Origin of the sequence: Caballeronia sp. LZ043, from assembly GCF_031451075.1 — a bacterium.
Taxonomy (GTDB): domain Bacteria; phylum Pseudomonadota; class Gammaproteobacteria; order Burkholderiales; family Burkholderiaceae; genus Caballeronia.
In genome coordinates this window covers 1068027-1089325 of the sequence record NZ_JARUXT010000001.1, presented here as the reverse complement: position 1 = coordinate 1089325, position 21299 = coordinate 1068027, and the positions used below count along the sequence as shown (strand labels likewise).

Below are 21299 nucleotides of genomic sequence, written 5' to 3'. Positions count from 1 at the left end.
GTTGCCGTCAGGCGCCGGCCGGCGCGTCGCCGGCGAGCACCTGCGCGGTGTGCAGCACGCGTGTCGTGGTATCGCCGGTGCGGCGCAGCCGGCCTTCGATGTTCAGCATGCAGCCGAGATCGCCCAGCACGACCGCATCCGCCCCGCTCGCCCGGATGTTGGCGCATTTTTCGTCGACGATCGCCGTCGAGATGTCGCCGTACTTCACCGCGAAGGTGCCGCCGAAACCGCAGCAATGCTCGCAGGCCGCCATTTCCGTCACGGGCACGCCTGCCTGCGACAACAGTTCGCGCGGCTGGGTCTTCACGCCCAGTTCACGCAGGCCGGAGCAGGAATCGTGATAGGTCGCGGTGCCGTCGAAGCCCGCGGGTTCCATCCGCGCCTGCGCGATCGTCACGAGGAAATCGGTCAGTTCGAACACACGCGGCTGAAGCCTGGCGAAGCGGCTCATCAACTGGGGATCGTCGCGGAACAGGTCGCCGTAATGCGCGCGGATCATGCCGCCGCAGGAACCGGACGGCACCACGACATAGTCGAACTGCTCGAATTCGCGCAACGTCTTTTCGGCCAGGTCGCGGGCCAGCGGGCGATCGCCGGAATTGTAGGCAGGCTGGCCGCAGCAGGTCTGCAACGGCGGCACGACGACCTCGAAGCCCGCGCGCTCGATCAGCTTGATCGCGGAGAAGCCGATCTCCGGGCGCATCATGTCGACGAGACATGTCACGAATAAACCGACTCGCATGGGGGCGTTTCCTGTTTTGTAGAGTGATGTGAACGCCCGGCAATTATCCGTGAAAACGCCGCCGCGCCGGCCCGTTCACCGCGATTCGCACGAGCGGCTCGTCCCTCGCAGGCAAATGGCCTGCTTGCCTTTTCACGATACGAGATACAATTGCATTTCCGCTGTTTGACGCATCAACCGATTTTTCACGATGAGCGATACGAACCCGGATTCAAAGACCTCCATTCAGGTGATCGAACGCATGATGCGTCTGCTCGACGCACTCGCCGATCACACCGATCCCGTCAGTCTCAAAGAACTGTCGCAGAGCACCGAGCTGCATCCGTCCACCGCGCACCGCATTCTCAATGACATGGTGCTGTGCCGGCTCGTCGACCGCTCGGATCCCGGCACGTACCGGCTGGGCATGCGCCTGCTCGAACTCGGCAATCTGGTGAAGGCGCGCCTTTCCGTGCGCGAAGCCGCGATGCCGCCGATGCGCGAACTGCATCGCCAGACGGGCCAGACGGTCAACCTGTCGGTGCGTCAGGGCGACGAGATCGTCTATATCGAGCGCGCCTACTCGGAGCGCTCGGGCATGCAGGTGGTGCGGGCAATTGGCGGGCGGGCGCCGCTGCATCTCACGTCGGTGGGCAAGCTGTTCCTCGCCGCCGACGAAGCCACGCGCGTGCGCGCTTACGCGACGCGCACGGGGCTGTCGGGACACACGCAGAACAGCATCACCGATCTCGCGAAGCTCGAACGCGAACTGCTGCTGGTGCGCCAGCAGTCCTGCGCGCGTGACAACGAGGAGCTTGAACTGGGTGTGCGCTGCATCGCGGCGGGCATCTACGACGATACCGGCAGGCTGGTTGCGGGGCTGTCGCTGTCGGCGCCTGCCGACCGGCTGCAGGACGCGTGGCTCAAGCAGCTGAGCCACACGGCGCTGGAGATTTCACGCTCGCTCGGCTATCACCCGGAGCAGGCCGCCGCGGAGGCGCAGCAGGCACAGCACGGCGCGCATGCGCATCGCTGAACCGTCTTGACTGCGTAAATGAAAAGGGGATTCGTCTTTCGACGAATCCCCTTTTTTGCTTTTCCAGCCTGGCCGATGCGCCGGGCTTGATCCAGCTTACGGATTCGCGCCGCCGCCCATGTCGGCGCTCATGATGTGCGGTTCGCCGAGCGTGTCGAGATACGAGCGCAGACGGCCGGCATCCGCGAAGCGCGAATACTTGCCGTAGGAATCGAGCAGCACCATCACAACCGGACGGCCGTGAACCGTTGCCTGCATCACCAGGCACTCGCCCGCTTCGTTGATGAACCCGGTCTTCTGCAGGCCGATGTCCCACGACGCGTTGCGGATCAGCGCATTCGTGCTGTTGTAGGCGAGATTGCGCTTGCCGGTGAAGACGTCGTAGCTGCGATCGGTCGAGAACTTGCGGATCAGCGGGTACTGATACGCGGCGTTGACCATCTTGGCGAGGTCACGTGCGCTCGACACGTTCTGGCTGGTGAGGCCGGTGGAATTCTCGAAGTGGGTATCGCTCATGCCGAGCGACTTCGCCTTCGCATTCATTGCGGCGATGAACGCCGGACGTCCGCCCGGGTAATAACGGGACAACGCGGCTGCGGCACGGTTTTCCGACGCCATCAGCGCGATGTGCAGCATGTCCTCGCGATTCAGCACCGAACCGACCGACAGACGCGAGCCGGTGAACTTCTCGTAATCGCGATCTTCGTCGGTGACGGAGATGTCCTCGGTGAGCGGTGCGTGCGAGTCGAGCACGACCATGGCCGTCATCAGCTTGGTGATCGAAGCGATCGGCACGACGGCGCGCGAATTCTTGTCGAAGAGCGTTTCGGAGGTGTTCTGGTCGATCACATAAGCCACGCTCGAACGCAGCGCGAGGCTGTCGGGCGTGTCATGCAGACCGAATGCCTGTCCCACCGAAGGCGAACGCGGCTGGAACGCCACCGCGTGGACCGCGGCGCGCCGGGCGTGCGGCTCCATGCGATACGCGACACGGCGCTTGCGCGACGCGCGCGGCGCGTCGTCATCGTCGTTCGCGGCGGCGACCTTGGCAGCCTTCGCCGGCTTGGGCGATTTCAGCGCGGTCTTCGCGGCACGTGCAGGCTTGGCGGCCTTGGTGACGGATGGTGTCGATTGGGCGGATTTCTTGACGGTCTTGCTGGCGGTTGCAGTCTTTGCGAGGGCTTCAGCCGGAGCCGCTGCGAAGGACGTCGCTACTGCGATGGAGACGGCGAGCGACAGCGCGGATCGCACTGCGACGCCATGCACCACCTTCAACGACGAAAACATTTCGGTTTTCATTAGTGTTCTGTTGGGCGGCTGGAGGGTACCGCCAAGTGTAGTGAAGCTACGAAATTTAAGCAATATTAAGCACTTATCGGTGCTCTTTAAACCGAGTTGTAAGCCGTGATTGCGTAATGTCGATGACGAAACGCACTCCGATCGGAAAAAACGATCATTCCGGCAGAAGATTGCTGCAAGAGCGCGCTTTTACTACATGATGACAAGCGCTCTATCGGCAATACTTTCCGTGACTTTAGTCAAACGCTTAACAACGCGTCAGCGACAACGAGGTTTTCGAAACGGGGACGGGTGTCGGAAGCGCGGCGGACAGCGCACAGCGGGCCGGACAGCCGAGATGTTAACGGTTCTTCACGATTTTGGTGTACCCCGTAAGGCCAAAAGTAAGACGAGCCCTCTAAATAAGCTGTGCGCGGTTGCGCCGCGGCAAGCTATCCGCCGAATGGACCGGTCCGGCGCGCGCGCTAATTCCAAACATCAAAGTTTCATCAAAGCGTGATTTCATCAGCATCACGCTCCCGCCGACCGCCTGCACGCTTGATTCCAATGTGGTGCACAAGGGTTTTCCCGGACGTCCGCAAGCCCCTGAACGTTACTTGTAAGTCTCTGTTTAAACTGAGTTTTATCCCGTTTGTGCGATGCACAAAAAGAGCTTGACATCGTTCGGGATATCACTAAAATGGCTTTCATGTTGCGACGCACCAATCGCAGTTGCACTGAACCGGCAACGGTTGTCGCCGGATCTACCCAAACCACGACCCGCGTTGATGGGTCGGCCATCAGGAGCCTGAGATGACGCTGTTGACCCCCGAGCAAATCGCCGCTGCCCAGAAAGCCAACTTCGACACGCTGTTCGGTCTGACGAACAAGGCGTTCGAAGGCGTCGAAAAGCTGGTTGAACTGAATCTGCAAGTCGTGAAGTCCACGCTGGCCGAAAGCCAGGAAAACGCGCAACGCGCGCTGTCGGTGAAGGACGCACAGGAACTGCTCGCGCTGCAAGCCAGCCTGACGCAGCCGGTCGCGGAAAAGGTCCTGTCGTATGGCCGTCACCTGTACGAAATCGCATCGGCCACGCAAGCCGAATTCGCCCGCGTCGCGGAAGTGCAGTACGAAGAACAGAACCGCAAGGTGCAAACGCTCGTCGACAACGTCGCGAAGAACGCACCCGCTGGTTCGGAAACGGCTGTCGCCGTGATGAAGTCGGCCATCACCGCCGCCAACACCACGTACGAAACGGTCCACAAGGCAACGAAGCAAGCCGTCGAGATCGCTGAAAGCAACTTCAACGCAGCCGCCACGGCCGCCACGAAGGCTGCTACGCAAGCGACCGAACAAGCTTCGCGCGTCGCCAAGAAGTCGGTTGCCTGAGTCTGCTGCCGGGCCTCGCCCCGGCTGACTGACGAAGCACCAGCAGAACCCGGCCACTGTGCCGGGTTTTTTATTGCCCGTGCCACACAAGACGTCGCGCATAAAAAAAGGCGCGCTCCCTTGCAGGAGCGCGCCTTTTGCGTTGGTTCAACGCGTAGCGAACTTACTTCTTGCGCTGCGGCGGCAAGTCCGTGCAGACGCCTTCATACAGCTCCGCCGCCATCCCGACCGATTCGCCGAGCGTCGGATGCGGATGGATCGTCTTGCCAATATCCGTGGCATCCGCGCCCATCTCGATCGCGAGGCACACTTCGCTGATCAGGTCGCCCGCATTCAGACCGACGATACCGCCGCCGATCACGCGATGTGTTTCCTCGTCGAAGATCAGCTTGGTGAAGCCCTCGTCGCGGCCATTGGCGATCGCGCGGCCCGAAGCGGCCCACGGGAACACCGCCTTGCCGAACTTGATGCCTTCCGCCTTGCACTGCTCTTCGGTCTTGCCGGCCCAGGCCACTTCCGGATCGGTATAGGCCACCGACGGAATCTGCAGCGCATCGAAGTACGCCTTCTCGCCGTGCGCCGCTTCCGCCGCGACGTGGCCTTCATGCACGGCCTTGTGCGCGAGCATCGGCTGGCCGACCAGGTCGCCGATCGCGAAGATGTGCGGCACGTTGGTGCGCATCTGCTTGTCGACGTTGATGAAGCCGCGCTCCGTCACCGCCACGCCCGCCTTGTCCGCGCTGATCTTGCCGCCGTTCGGGCTGCGGCCCACCGCGAGCAGCACGAGGTCGTAGCGTTGCGGCTCGGCCGGCGCCTTCTCGCCTTCGAAGGTCACGTAGATGCCGTCTTCCTTCGCTTCGGCCTTCGTGGTCTTCGTCTTCAGCATGACGTTGCCGAAGCGCTTGGCGTTGAACTTTTCCCAGACCTTCACGAGGTCGCGGTCCGCACCTTGCATCAGGCCGTCGAGCATTTCGACGACGTCGATATCGGCGCCGAGCGTCGAATAGACGGTGGCCATTTCGAGGCCGATGATGCCGCCGCCCACCACCAGCATGCGCTTGGGCAGCTGACGCAATTCCAGCGCGCCGGTCGAATCGACGACCCGCGGATCGTCCGGGAAGAACGGCAGCTTCACGGCCTGCGAACCGGCCGCGATGATCGCCTGCTTGAACTTGACGACCTTCTTGCCGTCGGCGCCCTGCACTTCCATGTGATGCGGATCGACGAAATTGCCGACGCCCGTCACCACCTGCACCTTGCGCGCTTTCGCCATGCCGGCGAGGCCGCCGGTCAGCTTCTTGACGACGCCTTCCTTGAAGCCGCGCAGCTTGTCGAGGTCGATCTTCGGCTCGCCGAAGCTGATGCCGTGCGCGGCGAGTTCGGCGGCTTCGTCGATGACGAGCGCAGTGTGCAGCAGCGCCTTCGACGGAATGCAGCCGACATTCAGACACACGCCGCCAAGCGTCGCATAACGCTCGACGAGCACCGTCTTCATGCCGAGGTCGGCGGCGCGGAAGGCCGCCGAATAGCCGCCGGGACCGGCGCCGAGCACGAGCATGTCGCACTCGACATCGGCCGCGCCGGCGTAGGAGCCGGCCTGCGGCGCCGGAGCCGAAGGTGCGGATTGCGCCGAAGCCGGTGCCGCGGCAGGAGCCGGAGCCGCCTTCTGCGGTGCGGCCGCAGCAGCCGCGCCGCCTTCCAGCGTCAGGACCAGCGTGCCTTCCGACACGTTGTCGCCGACCTTGACCTTCACTTCCTTGACGGTGCCGGCAGCGGGCGAAGGCACGTCCATCGTGGCCTTGTCGGATTCGAGCGTGATGAGCGACTGCTCCTTCTCGACCGTGTCGCCTGGCTTCACGTGCACTTCGATGACCGGAATGTCCTTGAAGTCGCCGATATCCGGCACCTTCACGTCCTGCACGGCGCCGCCCGAAGGCGCAGCCGGTGCCGCAGCAGCCGGTGCCGAAGCAGCCGGAGCCGCCGCAGGCGCCGCCGCCGCGCCTTCGGTCTCGATCATCGCGATGACCGTGCCCTGCGAAACCTTGTCGCCCTGCTTGACCTTCACTTCCTTGATCGTGCCGGCCGCGTCGGCGGGCACTTCCATCGTGGCCTTGTCGGTTTCGAGCGTGATGACGCCCTGTTCCTTCTCGATGCGGTCGCCGGCCTGGATATGGATTTCGATGACATCGACATCGGAGAAGTCGCCGATGTCGGGTACTTTCAGTTCGACGAGACTCATGGTGTCCCCTAAGAAAAGAGCGGTTGGACCGGACATTACCGGTCCCCGTCGGTCGGCCGCGGTCCCGGACCCGCAGGTCCGGATGCGGCCCCGATCAAAAGATCAAAGAATGACGCGACGGAAATCGCCCAGAATCGCCGACAGATACGCGTTGAAGCGCGCGGCCTCGGCGCCGTCGATGACGCGATGGTCATACGACAGCGACAGCGGCAGCGTGAGGCGCGGCACGAACTGCTTGCCGTCCCACACGGGCTTCATCTGACCGCGCGACAGGCCGAGGATCGCGACTTCGGGCGCGTTGATGATCGGCGTGAAGTTGGTTCCGCCGATGCCGCCCAGCGACGAGATCGAGAAGCAGCCGCCCTGCATCTGGTCGGGCTTGAGCTTGCCGTCGCGCGCCGCCTTCGACAGGTCCGCCATCGCCTTCGCGATGTCGACGAGACCCTTCTTGTCGGCGTCGCGGATCACCGGAACGACGAGGCCGTTCGGCGTATCGGCCGCGAAACCGACGTGGTAGTACTGCTTGAAGACAAGGTTGTCGCCGTCGAGGCTGGCGTTGAAGGTCGGGAACTTCTTCAGTGCGGACACCACGGCCTTGATGACGAACGCCAGCATCGTGAACTTCACGCCGGCCTTCTCGTGCTCCTTGTTGAGCTTGACGCGCAGTTCTTCGAGCTCGGTGATGTCCGCTTCGTCGTTGTTCGTGACGTGCGGAATCATGACCCAGTTGCGATGCAGGTTCGCGCCCGAGATCTTCTTGATGCGCGACAGCGGCTTCGGATCGACCGGGCCGAACTTCGTGAAATCGACCTTCGGCCACGGCAGCAGGCCGAGTTCGCCGCCACCGCCGCCGGCCGGAGCGGCCGCCGCGGGCGCCGCGCCCTGACCCGACATCACGCCCTTCACGAAGCTCGTGATGTCCTGCTGCGTGATGCGGCCCTTCGGACCCGTGCCGCGCACGCGCGCCACGTCCACGCCGAGTTCGCGTGCGAACTTGCGCACCGAAGGCGATGCATGGCTCGACGAACGCGTGCCGTCGCCGGCAGGCATCACGGGCGCCTGCGCGAGCGCGGACGGCGCTTCCTTCGCGGGCGCCGGTTTGGCCGGCGCGTCCGGCGCCGCTTCGGTCTTCGCGGCCGGAGCGGGCGCAGCGGCCGGTGCCGATGCACCTGCGCCGCCTTCGAGCACGAGAATCAGCGTGCCTTCGGAGACGTTGTCGCCGATCTTGACCTTCAGTTCCTTGACGGTGCCCGCGGCAGGCGACGGCACGTCCATCGTGGCCTTGTCGGATTCGAGCGTGACGAGCGACTGTTCCTTCTCGACCGTATCGCCGACCTTGACCGCGATCTCGATGACCGGAATGTCCTTGAAGTCGCCGATGTCCGGCACCTTCACTTCGACCACGCCACCGCCCGAACCAGCGGCGGCGGGTGCGGCGGCGGGCGCCGGCGCGGCGGCCGCTTCCTGCTTCGTTTCTTCCTTCTTCGGCGCTTCGGCGGCGCCGCCTTCCAGCACGACGATCAGCGTGCCTTCCGACACGTTGTCGCCGACCTTGACCTTCACTTCCTTGACGGTGCCGGCGGCGGAACTGGGCACGTCCATCGTCGCCTTGTCGGACTCGAGCGTGACGAGCGACTGCTCGGCCTCGACGGTGTCACCCGGCTTGACCAGAACCTCGATCACCGGAATGTCCTTGAAATCGCCGATGTCCGGCACTTTGACTTCGATCGCTTGACTCATTATTAGTGTCTCCTGGTTGCACGCGGCCTCTCTCCGCTTCGGAAAGAGGCCACGTCACAACACACGGGGGCGATGCCTTTAGACGGTCATCGGGTTGGGTTTGGACGGGTCGAGGTTGTACTTCTTGATCGCCTCGCCGACGACCTTGCGCTCGATCGTGCCTTCGTCGGCGAGCGCGTTGAGCGCAGCCAGCGTGACCCAGTAGCGGTCGACCTCGAAGAAGTGGCGCAGCGCCTCGCGCGTGTCCGAGCGGCCGTAGCCGTCGGTGCCGAGCACCACGAACTTCTGCGGCACGAACGCGCGGATCTGGTCCGTCAGCGCCCGGATGTAGTCGGTCGATGCAATCACCGGGCCCTTCGCGCCCGTCAGCAGCTTGGTCACGTGCGGCACGCGCTTCTCTTCCGCCGGATGCAGCAGGTTGTAGCGCTCGATGGCCTGGCCTTCGCGGGCCAGTTCGGTGAAGCTCGGCACGCTCCACAGGTCGGCGGACACGCCCCAGTCGTTCTTCAGCAGGTCGGCGGCGGCGATCACTTCATTGAAGATCGTGCCCGCGCCCATCAGCTGGACGTGCGCCTTCGCCGGCGCCTCGGACTTCCTGAACGCGTACATGCCCTTGATGATGTCGGCCGCCACGGCGTCACCTTGCGGAATCGCCGGGTGCTCGTAGTTCTCGTTCATCACCGTGATGTAGTAGTACACGTCTTCCTGGTCCGCGACCATGCGGCGCAGGCCGTCCTGCATGATGACCGCGAGTTCGTAGCCGAAGGTCGGGTCGTAGCTCACGCAGTTCGGGACGGACGCCGCCCACAGCAGCGAGTGGCCGTCTTCGTGCTGCAGGCCTTCGCCGTTGAGCGTCGTGCGGCCCGCGGTGCCGCCCAGCAGGAAGCCGCGCGAACGCATGTCGCCCGCGGCCCAGGCCAGGTCGCCGATGCGCTGGAAGCCAAACATCGAATAGAAGATGTAGAACGGGATCATGATCTCGCCGTGCGTCGAGTACGACGTCGCGGCTGCGATCCAGTCACTCATGCCCCCTGCTTCGTTGATGCCTTCCTGCAGGATCTGGCCGGTCTCCGATTCCTTGTAGAACATCAGCTGGTCGGAGTCTTCCGGAATGTACTTCTGGCCGTCCTGATTCCAGATGCCGATCTGGCGGAACAGGCCTTCCATGCCGAAGGTACGCGACTCGTCCGGCACGATCGGCACGATGCGCTTGCCGATGGCCTTGTCCTTCAGCAGGATGTTGAGCACGCGCACGAAGGCCATCGTCGTGGAGATTTCGCGGCCTTCGCCCGTGCCCTTGAGCAGCGGCTCGAACGCGCTGAGCGCCGGCACCGGCAGCGATTCCGCCTTCTCGCGGCGCGCCGGCAGATAGCCGCCCAGGTCCATGCGCTTCTGGCGCATGTATTCCAGTTCCTTCGAGCCTTCCTCGAACGTGAGGTACGGCACGTCGGCGATCTGTTCGTCGGTCAGCGGCAGGCGGAACTGGTCGCGGAATTTCTTCAGCGTGTCGATCGGCAGCTTCTTCTGCTGGTGCGTGATGTTCATCGCCTGGCCGTGCTCGCCCATGCCATAGCCCTTGATGGTCTTGGCGAGGATGACGGTCGGCGCGCCCTTCGTCTTGGTGGCGGCGTCGAAGGCGGCGTAGATCTTGTGCGGGTCGTGGCCGCCGCGGTTCAGGTTCCAGATGTCTTCATCGGACCAGTCGGACACCAGCGCCTTCAGTTCCGGCGTGTTGAAGAAGTGCTCGCGCACGAACGCGCCCGACTCCGACTTGTAGGTCTGGTACTCGCCGTCGACGACGTCCATCATGCGGCGCATCAGCGCGCCCGTCTTGTCGCGTGCGAACAGCGCATCCCAGCGGCTGCCCCAGATCACCTTGATGACGTTCCAGCCGGCGCCGCGGAACTCGCTTTCGAGTTCCTGGATGATCTTGCCGTTGCCGCGCACCGGGCCGTCCAGACGCTGCAGGTTGCAGTTGATGACGAACACGAGGTTGTCGAGACGCTCGCGGCCGGCCATGCCGATCGCGCCGAGCGATTCCGGCTCGTCCGTCTCGCCGTCGCCGAGGAACGCCCAGACCTTGCGGCCTTCGGTCTTCGCGATGCCGCGCGCCGCCATGTACTTCATGAAGCGCGCCTGATAGATGGCCATGATCGGGCCGAGGCCCATCGACACGGTCGGGAACTGCCAGAAGTCCGGCATCAGCCACGGATGCGGATACGACGAGATGCCCTCGCCGCCCACTTCCTGGCGGAAGTTGTTGAGTTGCTTCTCGGTCAGGCGGCCGAGCAGGAACGCGCGCGAGTACACGCCCGGCGACGAGTGGCCCTGCACGAACACGAGGTCGCCGCCGTGATCTTTCGACGGTGCGTGCCAGAAGTGGTTGAAGCCGACGTCATAGAGCGTCGCGGCCGACGCGAACGAGGCGATGTGGCCGCCGACGTTGGTGTCCTTGCCCGCGCGCAGCACCATGGCGATGGCGTTCCAGCGTGTGTACGAGCGAATCCGGTGTTCGACGTCCTGGTCGCCCGGAATCTTCGACTGCGAGGCGACGGGGATCGTGTTGATGTACGGCGTGTTCGCCGAGAACGGCAGGTGCTCGCCATGCACGCGAGCGAATTCGATTTGTTTCTCGATCAGGTAATGCGCGCGATCAGGGCCGACCGCGGAAATCACGCCGTCGAGCGCCTCGAGCCATTCGGCGGTTTCCTGGGGATCGTCGTCCTTGGCGTTGGCGACATATTTGAGAACTTCGTCGGGTACAGCGGACATGCTCGTCTCCTGATGTGAGGAACACTCTTGAACCACTGGCGCGCGCCCGTAAAAAAGCGGGCCCGGCCGCGTGCCGGCAATTCTAAAGAGGGTCTGGATCAAGACGCAAGGAATTTTTCAAATCATGAGAGCTAATCTCATAATACGAAAAAATGCTGCAATGCACCGTCCGGTAAGGCTTTTTTTATCAGACGTTTCTCCTCCTTTTGCCGCGTTTGGGCGGTCTTCCCTGTCTTTTTACGCCAATTAACAATCAGGTGCTGCGTTACAATCGCACGCATGTTGACCGAACGGCTGATCAAACGCTCGGCGAAGGGCGGGCGCAAGCCGTCTGACTCGTCGTCTACCCGCTGGCACCACGGCCCGTGGTGGTCGAACTCCTATTTGCTCACGCCGCTCATCTCGATCCTGGTGTTTCTGGTCGTGATGAGCCTGATCCTGTGGAGCCTCAACCGGCGCGAACAGCAACAGCAGGAAGACACGCTGTATCGCAATGTGGCGTGGGCGCAGCAGCAGATCCGCCTGTCGATGACCGGCGCGCAGGAACAGATCCAGGCGCTCGCGCGCGACATCGCCGGCGGTCACGGCGATCCGCAGAACTTCCAGACCGCATCCACCGACATCATGCAGGGGCATCCCGAGATCCTCTACATGAACTGGTACACCAGCGAGCACAAGCCGCGCTGGCCCAATACGCCGCTGCCGCTGCTCGGATCGCGTCTCGCGAAGCCCAACGAAACGCAGATGGACGAGGCCGTGCAGGCCGCCTTCGACGAAGCCCGCAACACCCGCCGCCAAGTCTATTCGCCGCTGCTGTACGACGACCTCGGCAATGGCTACATCACGCTGCAGACGCCAGTGTTCCGCGACCGTGAGTTTCTCGGCTCGATCGCCGCGGTGTTTTCGATCGAAGGCATCCTGAAGCACGACATTCCGAGCGAACTGTCGGCGAAGTACAAGATCTCCATCACCGACCTGAACAACCGCGAGCTCGCGACCACGTCGAGCCGCCCGCGCCTGCCGCGCGACATGTTCTATGACCTGCCGCTCGATCCGCCGGGCCAGGGTTTGTCGGTGCGCGTCTATTCGTATCCGCAGCTCACCAACTTCACCAACAACACGCTGGTGTGGCTCGTCGCCGGCCTGTCGTGCTTCGTGCTGTGGAGCCTGTGGAGTCTCTGGAAGCACACCCGCCAGCGTTTCGAGGCGCAGCAGGCGCTCTACGCCGAGGCCTTCTTCCGCCGCGCGATGGAAAACTCCGTGCTGATCGGCATGCGCGTGCTCGACATGCACGGCCGCATCACGCACGTGAATCCCGCTTTCTGCCGCATGACGGGCTGGGACGAAAGCGATCTGGTCGGCAAGAACGCGCCGTTCCCCTACTGGCCGCGCGACGCCTATCCGGAAATGCAGCGCCAGCTCGACATGACCCTGCGCGGCAAGGCGCCCTCGTCCGGCTTCGAGCTGCGCGTGCGCCGCAAGGACGGCTCGTTCTTCCATGCGCGCCTGTACGTTTCGCCGCTGATCGACAGCTCTGGACGCCAGACCGGCTGGATGTCGTCGATGACCGACATCACCGAGCCGAAGCGCGCCCGCGAGGAACTCGCCGCGGCGCACGAACGCTTCACCACGGTGCTCGAAAGCCTCGACGCCGCCGTCTCCGTGCTCGCCGCCGACGAAGCCGAACTGCTGTTCGCGAACCGCTATTACCGGCATCTGTTCGGCATTCGGCCGGACGGCCATCTGGAGCTCGCGGGCGCCGCGTTCGACGGCACCTCGCAGAGTTCGTCGGACACCATCGACATGGTCGACACCTACGCCGGCCTGCCCGCCACCGCGCTCACCGAAAGCTCGGCGGACGCGCAGGAAGTGTATGTCGAGGGCATCCAGAAATGGTTCGAGGTGCGCCGCCAGTACATCCAGTGGGTCGACGGCCATCTCGCGCAGATGCAGATCGCCACCGACATCACGCAGCGCAAGCAGGCGCAGGAACTCGCGCACCAGCAAGAGGAAAAGCTCCAGTTCACGAGCCGCCTGATGACGATGGGCGAAATGGCGTCCTCGCTCGCCCACGAACTGAACCAGCCGCTCGCCGCCATCAACAATTACTGCTCGGGTTGCGTCGCGCTGGTCAAATCCGGCCGCATGACACAGGAAACGCTGCTGCCGGCGCTCGAAAAAACCGCCCAGCAAGCGGTCCGCGCAGGCATGATCATCAAGCGCATCCGCGAGTTCGTGAAGCGCTCGGAACCGAAACGCCAGGCCACGCGCGTCGCGGATATCGTCGCGGATGCGGTGGGTCTCGCCGAGATCGAAGCGCGCAAACGCAAGATCCGCATCGTCACGGAAATCCGCTCGCGCATGCCGGTGATCTACGTTGATCCGGTTTTGATCGAACAAGTGTTGGTGAACCTGTTGAAAAACGCAGCGGAAGCGATGCATGATGCGAAACCACATGCCATCGATCCGGTGATCCGCGTCATCGTGCAGCGCATGGACGGCGGCTTTGTCTGCATCAGCGTGGTCGACCAGGGCCCGGGCGTGGACGAAGCCACCGCCGAGCGCCTGTTCGAACCGTTTTACAGCACCAAGTCCGACGGCATGGGCATGGGGCTGAATATCTGCCGCTCGATCATCGAATCGCATCGCGGAAGACTTTGGGTGGTCAACAACGTCGAGGCGGACGGTCACGTGACCGGCGCGACCTTCCACTGCAGCCTGCCGATCGGCCAGGTGGATGGTTCGGGCACGGACGGATCCGCTCAAGACGAACATACGAGACAACAAACCGTTACGGGAGAACTATGAGCACAGTCACCACTCAGGAAACCGTCTTCGTCGTGGATGATGACGAAGCGGTGCGCGATTCCTTGCGCTGGCTGCTCGAGGCAAACGGCTATCGCGTGCAGTGCTTTTCGAGCGCCGAGTCCTTCCTCGACGTGTACCTGCCGATCGCCCATTCCGGCGCGATCTCGTGCCTGATCCTCGACGTGCGCATGGCCGGCATGACGGGGCTCGAGCTGCAGGAAAAGCTGATCGCCGAAAACTCGCTGCTGCCGATCATTTTCGTGACGGGTCACGGCGACGTGCCGATGGCCGTTTCGACCATGAAGAAAGGCGCGATGGATTTCATCGAGAAGCCTTTCGACGAAGCCGAACTGCGCAAGCTGGTCGAGCGCATGCTCGAGAAGGCGCGCAGCGAAAGCACCAGCGTGCAGCAGCAGCGCGCCGCCGCCGAGCGGCTCGGCAAGCTCACGGCGCGCGAGCATCAGGTGCTGGAACGCATCATCGCCGGGCGGCTTAACAAGCAGATCGCCGACGATCTCGGCATCAGCATCAAGACCGTCGAGGCGCATCGCGCGAACATCATGGAGAAGCTCTCCGTGAATACCGTCGCCGACCTGCTGCGCCTCGCGCTCTCCAACAAGCCGCAGCAGTAAGCGCGCGCTTCCCCTCACGCGGCCGGCATCGACATGCCGGCCGCGTTGTCATGGTGCGCCGGTTCCGGCACGCCTCCACGCTCCCTTTCCCCGATCTGAATTGCGTTGTCCGTAACAGTGAAACGTGATATTTCCTCAATCACGTTGACACACCTTGGGGCCCGAACGTAACGTCTGCGGGCCTTAACTACCGGACAACGTCATGCGCGACAAGACGTCCCTCGCGTCCTGGCTCGGCCAGCAAACGTTTGGCATCGCGGCCGCTGGGCCCGATGCCGAGCATCTCCTGCTTCCCTCTACCTCACCTGTCGCGGGCATCGCGCACCGGAGGACCTGATCGTGGAACGCAATCCTTCCCATCCGCCGGCGAACGGCGCGCCATCGCGCAAGCGCACGGTCCGCATCGTGGCGCTCAGCGCGGCGCTGGTCGCCGCGCCCGTCGCGGTCCAGTATCTGCATCCGTACTATGCGCAGGCGCAGGCTCAGGCGCAGGTGCCGGCTCAGGTGCCGGCGCAGGCGTCTCCGCAGCCCGTCGCGGCAAGCTCCATGCAGAAGCTCTCCAGCCAGCAGCTCGATGCATTGACCGCGCCGGTCGCGCTCTATCCCGATGCCCTGCTGGCGCAGGTGCTGATGGCGTCGACCTATCCCGCGCAAGTCACTGACGCGGATGCGTGGGCCAAGGCCAACACGAACCTCAAGGGCGACGATGCCGTGCGCGCCGTGCAATCCCAGCCATGGGATCCGAGCGTGCAATCGCTGGTGGCCTTCCCGCAGGCGCTCGCGACCCTGGCTTCCAAAATCGACTGGACCGCGCAGCTCGGCAATGCGTTCATCGCGCAGCCCAGCGACGTGATGGACTCCGTCCAGCGTCTGCGGCGCGCGGCGCAAGGCGCGGGCAACCTGAAGAGCAACGAGCAGCAGACCGTCGTGGTGCAGCAGGCGCCGAGCACCACCAGCACCGTCAGCACGACCAGGATCGAAATCGTGCCGGCCAATCCGCAGGTGGTCTACGTGCCGACCTACAACCCGACGGTCGTCTACGGCGCGTGGCCCTATCCGGCCTATCCGCCGGTCTACGTGCCGCCCCCGCCCGGCTACGCCATCGCGACCGGCTTCGTGTCGGGCCTGGCCTTTGGCGCGGGCATCGCGGTCGCCAATTCGCTGTGGGGCAACTGCGACTGGAATCACGGCGACGTCAACGTCAACGTGAACCGCTACAACAACATCAACGTGAACAACCGCATCAATGCGAACAGCAACAACGTGCGCTGGAATCGCAACGATCCGCAGTTCAACCGCAACAACCTGGGCAGCCGGCAGAACAGCTTCAACAACGGCAACCTCGGCGCGAATGCCGGCCAGTTCCGCGGCCGCGAGGACGCACGCGCGCAGGCTGCGCAGACGCTGCAGCAGCGCACCGGCCAGAACCTCAATCAGACGGCCAGCCAGCGCGCGCAGAGCATCCGCCAGGGCGGCGGTCAGAATGCGCTCAACCGCAGCGACCTCCAGCAGCGCGCGCAGAGCGTCAACCGCGACAATGCGCTGCGCGGCGCCGGCGACGGCAACGCCGCGCGGCAGGACATGCAGCGCGGTCAGGCGAGCCGGCAGTCGTACGCAAACCGGACGCAAAGCCGGCCCGGCGCGAACGGCGGCGGCGTGCAGCGCCAAGGCGGCGGTCTGGGCGGCGGCGGTGGCGGCGTGCAGCGCCAGGGCGGCGGTCTCGGCAGCGGCGGTGGCGGCATACAGCACGAAGGCGGCGGACTGGGCGGCGGTGGTGGCGGAATACAGCATCCGGGCGGCTTCGGCGGCGGCGGTGGATTCCATGGCGGCGGAGGTTTCCATCGCCGTTGATGACCCCATCCCTGCCTACGCGCCGCGCATGCGGCGAACGCCCGCTCAAGGAGCCTGAAATGACCCCTATCCACACTTTCGCCTTACCGAAAAAAGCCCTGCTTGGCGCCGTGCTCGCCGCGTCGTTCGCCTCTTTCGCGTTCAGCGCGACGACGCACGCTCAAGCCGCATCGCAGGCTGTCTATCCGAGCACCGAGGCCGCGGCCCAGGCGCTGACGGACGCCATCGCCAGCAACGACGAACGCGCGCTCTCGACAGTACTCGGCAAGGACCACGCGCACTACGTTCCCACCGACAGCATCGGCGAACAGGATATCTATGCGTATCTCGGCGCATGGGCGCAGCAGCATCGCATCGTCGATGACCCGCAGCCGCTCGACGGCCGCCCCGCCGCGCACATCGAAGTCGGGAACAGCGGCTGGACGCTGCCGATCCCGCTCGTGAAGGTTGCCAATGGCTGGCGCTTCGACATGCCCGCCGCGCGCGATGAAGTGCTCACGCGGCGCATCGGCCGCAACGAGCGTTCGGCGATGCAGGTGGCGCTCGCCTATGTCGCCGCGCAGAAGGAGTTTCACGACAAGCAAGGGCGCTACGCCGACCGCTTCGTCAGCACGCCGGGCAAGCATGACGGTCTGTACTGGGAAACGGCGCCGGGCGAACCGGAGAGCCCGCTCGGCCCGCTGGCCGCGGCGATGCCGAACAAGCCGAGCGCGGCGGATGGATATTACGGGTATCACTACCGCATCCTGACGGGTGAGGGGGGGGCCACCGGAATGATCGCCACCCCTGCCCGATATGGCCAGACCGGGGTGATGAGTTTTCTCATGAAGGAGGATGGGCAACTGCTCGAGAAAGACCTCGGGGTGAAATCGGCCGCGGCCGCTTCGAAGGTTTCGTTGTCCAAACCAGGGACGGACTGGCAGCCGGTAACGCCGTAACGCCCAGCGCGCAGCGCAACGCTCCCGCAAACGGCAAGGCCAGGCTTGCAATCAACCTGGCCAGCCATCTGGGTTGAGGATCCCGTTCGAGTTTGCACTTCAGGTGCCGACGTCGGCCAAGCCTCCATACTTCTGAAGCGGCTCAATATAAACGTCTTTTTCTGTTCGACAATACTGCGTCGGACAGGCCGACGCGCGATGATTCAGTAGTCGCGGTCGACCCAAGCGCTCCGATGTTCAAAAACTCGCCATTCGCTTTTCGAAACTCTCAATTTGTAGAAGGCCGTTTCAGCACTGACAGCCGATGGATTCACGAGAAACAGGGAGTTTGACCGGCTGTACATTACCCGGTAGTAGAGCCCATTGTGCTGGATATACAAAGCCGTGTTGCCGAGTGACCGGATAAGGGTCTCTGGATTTTCGCTTGCTTCACCACCCTGAAATTCAGGTCCGCGCTCAGATATATAGCGCGCATGCGCTCGATCTATTCTTTATAAATCGTCTTCAGAAAACTACCAGATGACTGAACGTTCGAAATAACAGGGTGAACATAAAACCGGGCGGAAACAAAACATTTCAATCGATGTTTGAAAATGCATCAGAACTCGCAAGAATTCAGTGCTCCGTTACCCCATCCATGGAGGCACGGTATACTTACACCTGAACCACACTGATCCACACCGAGCCGCGTCCGCACCTCGGCCCGACTCGATTCCTCGCACCGCCCCCTCGCTCATCCCACACGATTCACCATGACCGCCCAACTCATCGACGGCAACGCCCTCTCCAAGACCCTTCGCGCCGAAGTCGCCCAGCGCGCCGCCGCTCTCTCCGCCCGCGGGCACAAGCCGGGCCTCGCCGTCGTGCTGGTGGGCGACAACCCGGCGAGCGAGGTCTATGTGCGCAACAAGGTGAAGGCGTGCCACGACAACGGTCTTCATTCCGTGATGGACCGCTTTCCCGCGACGCTCACCGAAGCCGAACTCCTCGCGCACATCGCGAAGCTCAATGCCGATGCCGCCATCCACGGCATCCTCGTGCAATTGCCGCTTCCGGCGCACATCGACAGCCACAAGGTCATCGAGGCCATTGCCCCGGAAAAGGACGTCGACGGCTTTCACGTCGCGAACGCAGGCGCGCTGATGACCGGCAAGCCGCTGTTCCGCCCGTGCACGCCCTACGGCGTGATGAAAATGTTCGAGGCGCACGGCATCGACCTGACGGGCGCGAATGCCGTTGTGATCGGCCGTTCGAACATCGTCGGCAAGCCCATGGCCCTGCTGCTGCTCGAAGCAGGCGCCACTGTCACCATTTGTCACAGCAAGACCCGCGATCTGGCGAAGCACGCGCGCGAAGCGGACGTGATCGTCGCCGCGGTCGGCCGCCGCGACATCCTGACCGCCGACATGGTGAAGCCGGGCGCGACGGTGATCGACGTCGGCATGAACCGCAACGACGAAGGCAAGCTGTGCGGTGACGTCGATTTCGCCCGCGTGAAGGAAGTGGCCGGCTACATCACGCCGGTGCCGGGCGGCGTCGGCCCGATGACCATCACGATGCTGCTCGTCAATACCATCGAAGCAGCGGAGCGCGCGGCGCAGGGCTGAACCCGTAGCTCAGACCGGGTTTGAAACAATCTCGCATCCTGAAAAAACTATCGATTGGAATTTGCCCCGCCCGCCCCAATAATCCTTGAGAGAACCCGGCGCCAGGCGCGCTGTCCCGCCGGGGCTTCACCCAACACCAGAACGGGAGAGCCATGAGCGACACCACGTCCACCCCGGCAGCGGCCAATCCGCTGCTCGATTTCTCCGATCTGCCGCGTTTCGGCGAGATCCGTCCCGAACACGTCACGCCCGCGCTGGATGTCCTGCTGGCGGCGGCACGAAGCGCCGTGGATCGGGCGGCCGCGCCGGACACGCCCGCTACCTGGACGGACGTCGTCGAGGCGGTCGAACTGGAATCGGAAAAGCTGTCGCGCGCGTGGGGCGTCATCGGCCATCTGAACGCCGTCGCCGATACCCCGGAACTGCGCGCCGCCCATGCCGAAAACCTGCCGCGCGTGACCGAATTTTCCGCGAGCGTCGGCCAGAACCTCGCGCTGTACGAGAAATACAAGGCCATCGCCGCCGGTCCGGAATTCGCGGGCCTGAGCGCCGAGCGCAAGAAAATCCTCAACAACTCGCTGCGCGACTTCCGTCTGTCCGGCGCCGAATTGCCCGAAGACCGCAAGCCGCGCTTCGCGCAGTTGCAGGAAGAACAGGCGGCGCTCTCGAAGGCGTTCTCCGATCACGTACTCGACGCCACCAACGCCTACTCGTATGTCGTCACGCAGGAAAGCGATCTCGCCGGCCTGCCCGACGACGTGATCGAAGGCGCGCGCGAAGCGGCCCAGCGCGACGGCAAGGACGGCTGGAAATTCACGCTGCATTTCCCGTCGTATTTCCCGGTGCTGCAATACGCCGAGCATCGTCCGATGCGTGAAGCGATGTACCGCGCCTACGTCACGCGTGCATCCGAACTCGGTGAAACCTACGGCGGCGGCAAGGCCGAGTGGGACAACACGGCGAACATCGTCGAGAACCTCGCCCTGCGCGACGAGGAAGCGAAGACGCTCGGCTATCAGAACTTCGCTGAAGTGTCGCTGGCCCCGAAAATGGCCGAATCGCCGGCGCAGGTGATCGCGTTCCTCGAAGACCTCGCCACCCGCGCGCGTCCCTACGCGGAAAACGACTGGATGGAACTGCGCGCCTTCGCCGCGACCGAGCTCGGCATGCCCGAGCTGCAGCCGTGGGACGTCGCCTACGCAGCCGAGAAGCTGCGCCAGAAGCGTTACTCGTTCTCGGAAAACGAGGTCAAGCAATACTTCCCGCAGGAAGCCGTGCTGAAGGGTCTGTTCAAGGTCACTGAGACGCTTTTCAACGTGTCGATCCGCCGCGATGAAGCCGCCGTGTGGAACCCCGACGTGCGCTTCTTCCGCGTCGAGAATGCGGACGGCACACTGGTCGCACAGTTCTATCTGGATCTCTACGCGCGCGAAGGCAAGCGCGGCGGCGCCTGGATGGACGACGCCCGCTCGCGTCACAAGCGCGTCCAGGGCGGCGTGCAGACGCCGGTGGCGTATCTCACCTGCAACTTCTCGGCGCCCGTGGGCGGCAAGCCCGCCTGCTTCACGCACGACGAAGTCATCACGCTGTTCCACGAGTTCGGCCACGGCCTGCATCACATGCTGACGCGCATCGACGAGCTGGGCGTGTCGGGCATCAACGGCGTCGAGTGGGATGCGGTCGAACTGCCGTCGCAGTTCATGGAGAACTTCTGCTGGGAGTGGGACGTGCTTACCGACATGTCCGCCCACGTGGACACGGGCGCGCCGCTGCCGCGCGATCTCTTCGACAAGATGCTCGCCGCGAAGAACTTCCAGAGCGGACTGGGCACCCTGCGCCAGATCGTCTTCTCGATGTTCGACATGGTGCTGCACACGTCCTACGATCCGGCCAACGGCACGCAGAACGTGAACGACCTTGCTCGCGCGATCAACGAGCAGTTCCACGTGATTCCGCAGGCGCCGTTCTCGCGCTGGCCGAACACCTTCAGCCATATCTTCGCGGGCGGGTACGCGGCGGGCTACTACAGCTACAAGTGGGCCGAAGTGCTGTCCGCCGACGCGTACGCCGCGTTCGAGGAAGCCGCGAAGCTCGGCAGCGGTTCGGTGCTGGACGGGCAAACGGGCATGCGCTATCGCCGGGAGATTCTGGAAGTGGGCGGCAGCCGCCCTGCAATGGAATCGTTCAAGGCGTTCCGCGGCCGCGAGCCGGACATCGATGCGTTGCTGCGGCATAACGGCATGTCGGGACAAGCGGTGCATTGATAGCACGCTGACTCGCACGGCTCG

At 63.9% G+C, this 21299-nt stretch carries 13 protein-coding genes; 8 read left to right on the top strand and 5 right to left on the bottom strand.

The features are described from left to right. Window positions 1-7: 7 nt before the first annotated feature. Window positions 8-742 (bottom strand): (Fe-S)-binding protein, encoded by a 735-nt coding sequence (locus QCE64_RS04750; RefSeq protein WP_310002858.1) that lies wholly within the window; start codon window positions 740-742, stop codon window positions 8-10. A 190-nt stretch (window positions 743-932) separates the two neighbouring features. On the opposite strand from QCE64_RS04750, the gene QCE64_RS04745 reads away from it, so the two are divergent. Then, complete coding sequence (locus tag QCE64_RS04745; protein ID WP_309807930.1) at window positions 933-1757, top strand: IclR family transcriptional regulator; 825 nt, start codon at window positions 933-935, stop codon at window positions 1755-1757. 96 nt (window positions 1758-1853) lie between these two features. On the opposite strand, the gene pbpG is transcribed toward QCE64_RS04745, so the two are convergent. Further along, window positions 1854-3056 carry a D-alanyl-D-alanine endopeptidase gene (gene pbpG / locus QCE64_RS04740; RefSeq protein WP_309915056.1) on the bottom strand — a complete coding sequence of 401 codons (1203 nt, stop codon included), beginning with the start codon at window positions 3054-3056 and terminating at the stop codon, window positions 1854-1856. A gap of 792 nt (window positions 3057-3848) precedes the next feature. Here pbpG and QCE64_RS04735 point away from each other — a divergent pair. Then, the gene (locus QCE64_RS04735) at window positions 3849-4424 is read left to right on the top strand and encodes a phasin family protein (RefSeq protein WP_309807927.1); all 576 of its coding nucleotides are present in this window, start codon (window positions 3849-3851) and stop codon (window positions 4422-4424) included. 163 nt (window positions 4425-4587) lie between these two features. On the opposite strand, the gene lpdA is transcribed toward QCE64_RS04735, so the two are convergent. The 3 genes from lpdA to aceE form a co-directional block, all read right to left on the bottom strand. Next, window positions 4588-6663: a dihydrolipoyl dehydrogenase gene (gene lpdA / locus QCE64_RS04730; RefSeq protein WP_310002856.1), complete on the bottom strand. Its 2076-nt coding sequence runs from the start codon at window positions 6661-6663 to the stop codon at window positions 4588-4590. A 102-nt stretch (window positions 6664-6765) separates the two neighbouring features. Continuing rightward, window positions 6766-8403 (bottom strand): dihydrolipoyllysine-residue acetyltransferase, encoded by a 1638-nt coding sequence (gene aceF, locus QCE64_RS04725; RefSeq protein WP_310002854.1) that lies wholly within the window; start codon window positions 8401-8403, stop codon window positions 6766-6768. 78 nt (window positions 8404-8481) lie between these two features. Continuing rightward, a complete protein-coding gene (gene aceE, locus QCE64_RS04720; RefSeq protein ID WP_310002852.1) occupies window positions 8482-11175 on the bottom strand; it encodes a pyruvate dehydrogenase (acetyl-transferring), homodimeric type in 2694 nt (897 codons plus the stop codon). A gap of 279 nt (window positions 11176-11454) precedes the next feature. Here aceE and fixL point away from each other — a divergent pair, with 279 nt between their 5' ends. The 6 genes from fixL to QCE64_RS04690 all read left to right on the top strand — a co-directional run bounded on the left by fixL (window position 11455) and on the right by QCE64_RS04690 (window position 21275). After that, window positions 11455-13983: an oxygen sensor histidine kinase FixL gene (gene fixL, locus QCE64_RS04715; RefSeq protein ID WP_309915045.1), complete on the top strand. Its 2529-nt coding sequence runs from the start codon at window positions 11455-11457 to the stop codon at window positions 13981-13983. Then, window positions 13980-14615 carry an oxygen response regulator transcription factor FixJ gene (gene fixJ, locus QCE64_RS04710; protein ID WP_008350478.1) on the top strand — a complete coding sequence of 212 codons (636 nt, stop codon included), beginning with the start codon at window positions 13980-13982 and terminating at the stop codon, window positions 14613-14615. The genes fixL and fixJ overlap by 4 nt, the downstream gene beginning before the upstream one ends. Window positions 14616-15107: 492 nt before the next feature. Beyond that, complete coding sequence (locus QCE64_RS04705; RefSeq protein ID WP_310004147.1) at window positions 15108-16466, top strand: DUF3300 domain-containing protein; 1359 nt, start codon at window positions 15108-15110, stop codon at window positions 16464-16466. A gap of 59 nt (window positions 16467-16525) precedes the next feature. After that, complete coding sequence (locus QCE64_RS04700; protein ID WP_309915042.1) at window positions 16526-17404, top strand: DUF2950 family protein; 879 nt, start codon at window positions 16526-16528, stop codon at window positions 17402-17404. Window positions 17405-18156: 752 nt separating this feature from the next. After that, complete coding sequence (gene folD / locus QCE64_RS04695) at window positions 18157-19011, top strand: bifunctional methylenetetrahydrofolate dehydrogenase/methenyltetrahydrofolate cyclohydrolase FolD (protein ID WP_309929639.1); 855 nt, start codon at window positions 18157-18159, stop codon at window positions 19009-19011. A gap of 152 nt (window positions 19012-19163) precedes the next feature. Continuing rightward, window positions 19164-21275: a M3 family metallopeptidase gene (locus QCE64_RS04690; RefSeq protein ID WP_310002850.1), complete on the top strand. Its 2112-nt coding sequence runs from the start codon at window positions 19164-19166 to the stop codon at window positions 21273-21275. Window positions 21276-21299: the final 24 nt, after the last annotated feature.

What these genes read in the sequence shown, in the direction of transcription:
- QCE64_RS04750 (WP_310002858.1), bottom strand. Translation starts at nt 742, where the DNA reads ATGCGAGTCGGTTTATTCGTGACATGTCTCGTCGACATGATGCGCCCG.
- QCE64_RS04735 (WP_309807927.1), top strand. Translation starts at nt 3,849, where the DNA reads ATGACGCTGTTGACCCCCGAGCAAATCGCCGCTGCCCAGAAAGCCAAC.
- lpdA (WP_310002856.1), bottom strand. Translation starts at nt 6,663, where the DNA reads ATGAGTCTCGTCGAACTGAAAGTACCCGACATCGGCGACTTCTCCGAT.
- QCE64_RS04745 (WP_309807930.1), top strand. Translation starts at nt 933, where the DNA reads ATGAGCGATACGAACCCGGATTCAAAGACCTCCATTCAGGTGATCGAA.
- fixL (WP_309915045.1), top strand. Translation starts at nt 11,455, where the DNA reads ATGTTGACCGAACGGCTGATCAAACGCTCGGCGAAGGGCGGGCGCAAG.
- aceF (WP_310002854.1), bottom strand. Translation starts at nt 8,403, where the DNA reads ATGAGTCAAGCGATCGAAGTCAAAGTGCCGGACATCGGCGATTTCAAG.
- QCE64_RS04700 (WP_309915042.1), top strand. Translation starts at nt 16,526, where the DNA reads ATGACCCCTATCCACACTTTCGCCTTACCGAAAAAAGCCCTGCTTGGC.
- folD (WP_309929639.1), top strand. Translation starts at nt 18,157, where the DNA reads ATGACCGCCCAACTCATCGACGGCAACGCCCTCTCCAAGACCCTTCGC.
- fixJ (WP_008350478.1), top strand. Translation starts at nt 13,980, where the DNA reads ATGAGCACAGTCACCACTCAGGAAACCGTCTTCGTCGTGGATGATGAC.
- aceE (WP_310002852.1), bottom strand. Translation starts at nt 11,175, where the DNA reads ATGTCCGCTGTACCCGACGAAGTTCTCAAATATGTCGCCAACGCCAAG.
- pbpG (WP_309915056.1), bottom strand. Translation starts at nt 3,056, where the DNA reads ATGAAAACCGAAATGTTTTCGTCGTTGAAGGTGGTGCATGGCGTCGCA.
- QCE64_RS04690 (WP_310002850.1), top strand. Translation starts at nt 19,164, where the DNA reads ATGAGCGACACCACGTCCACCCCGGCAGCGGCCAATCCGCTGCTCGAT.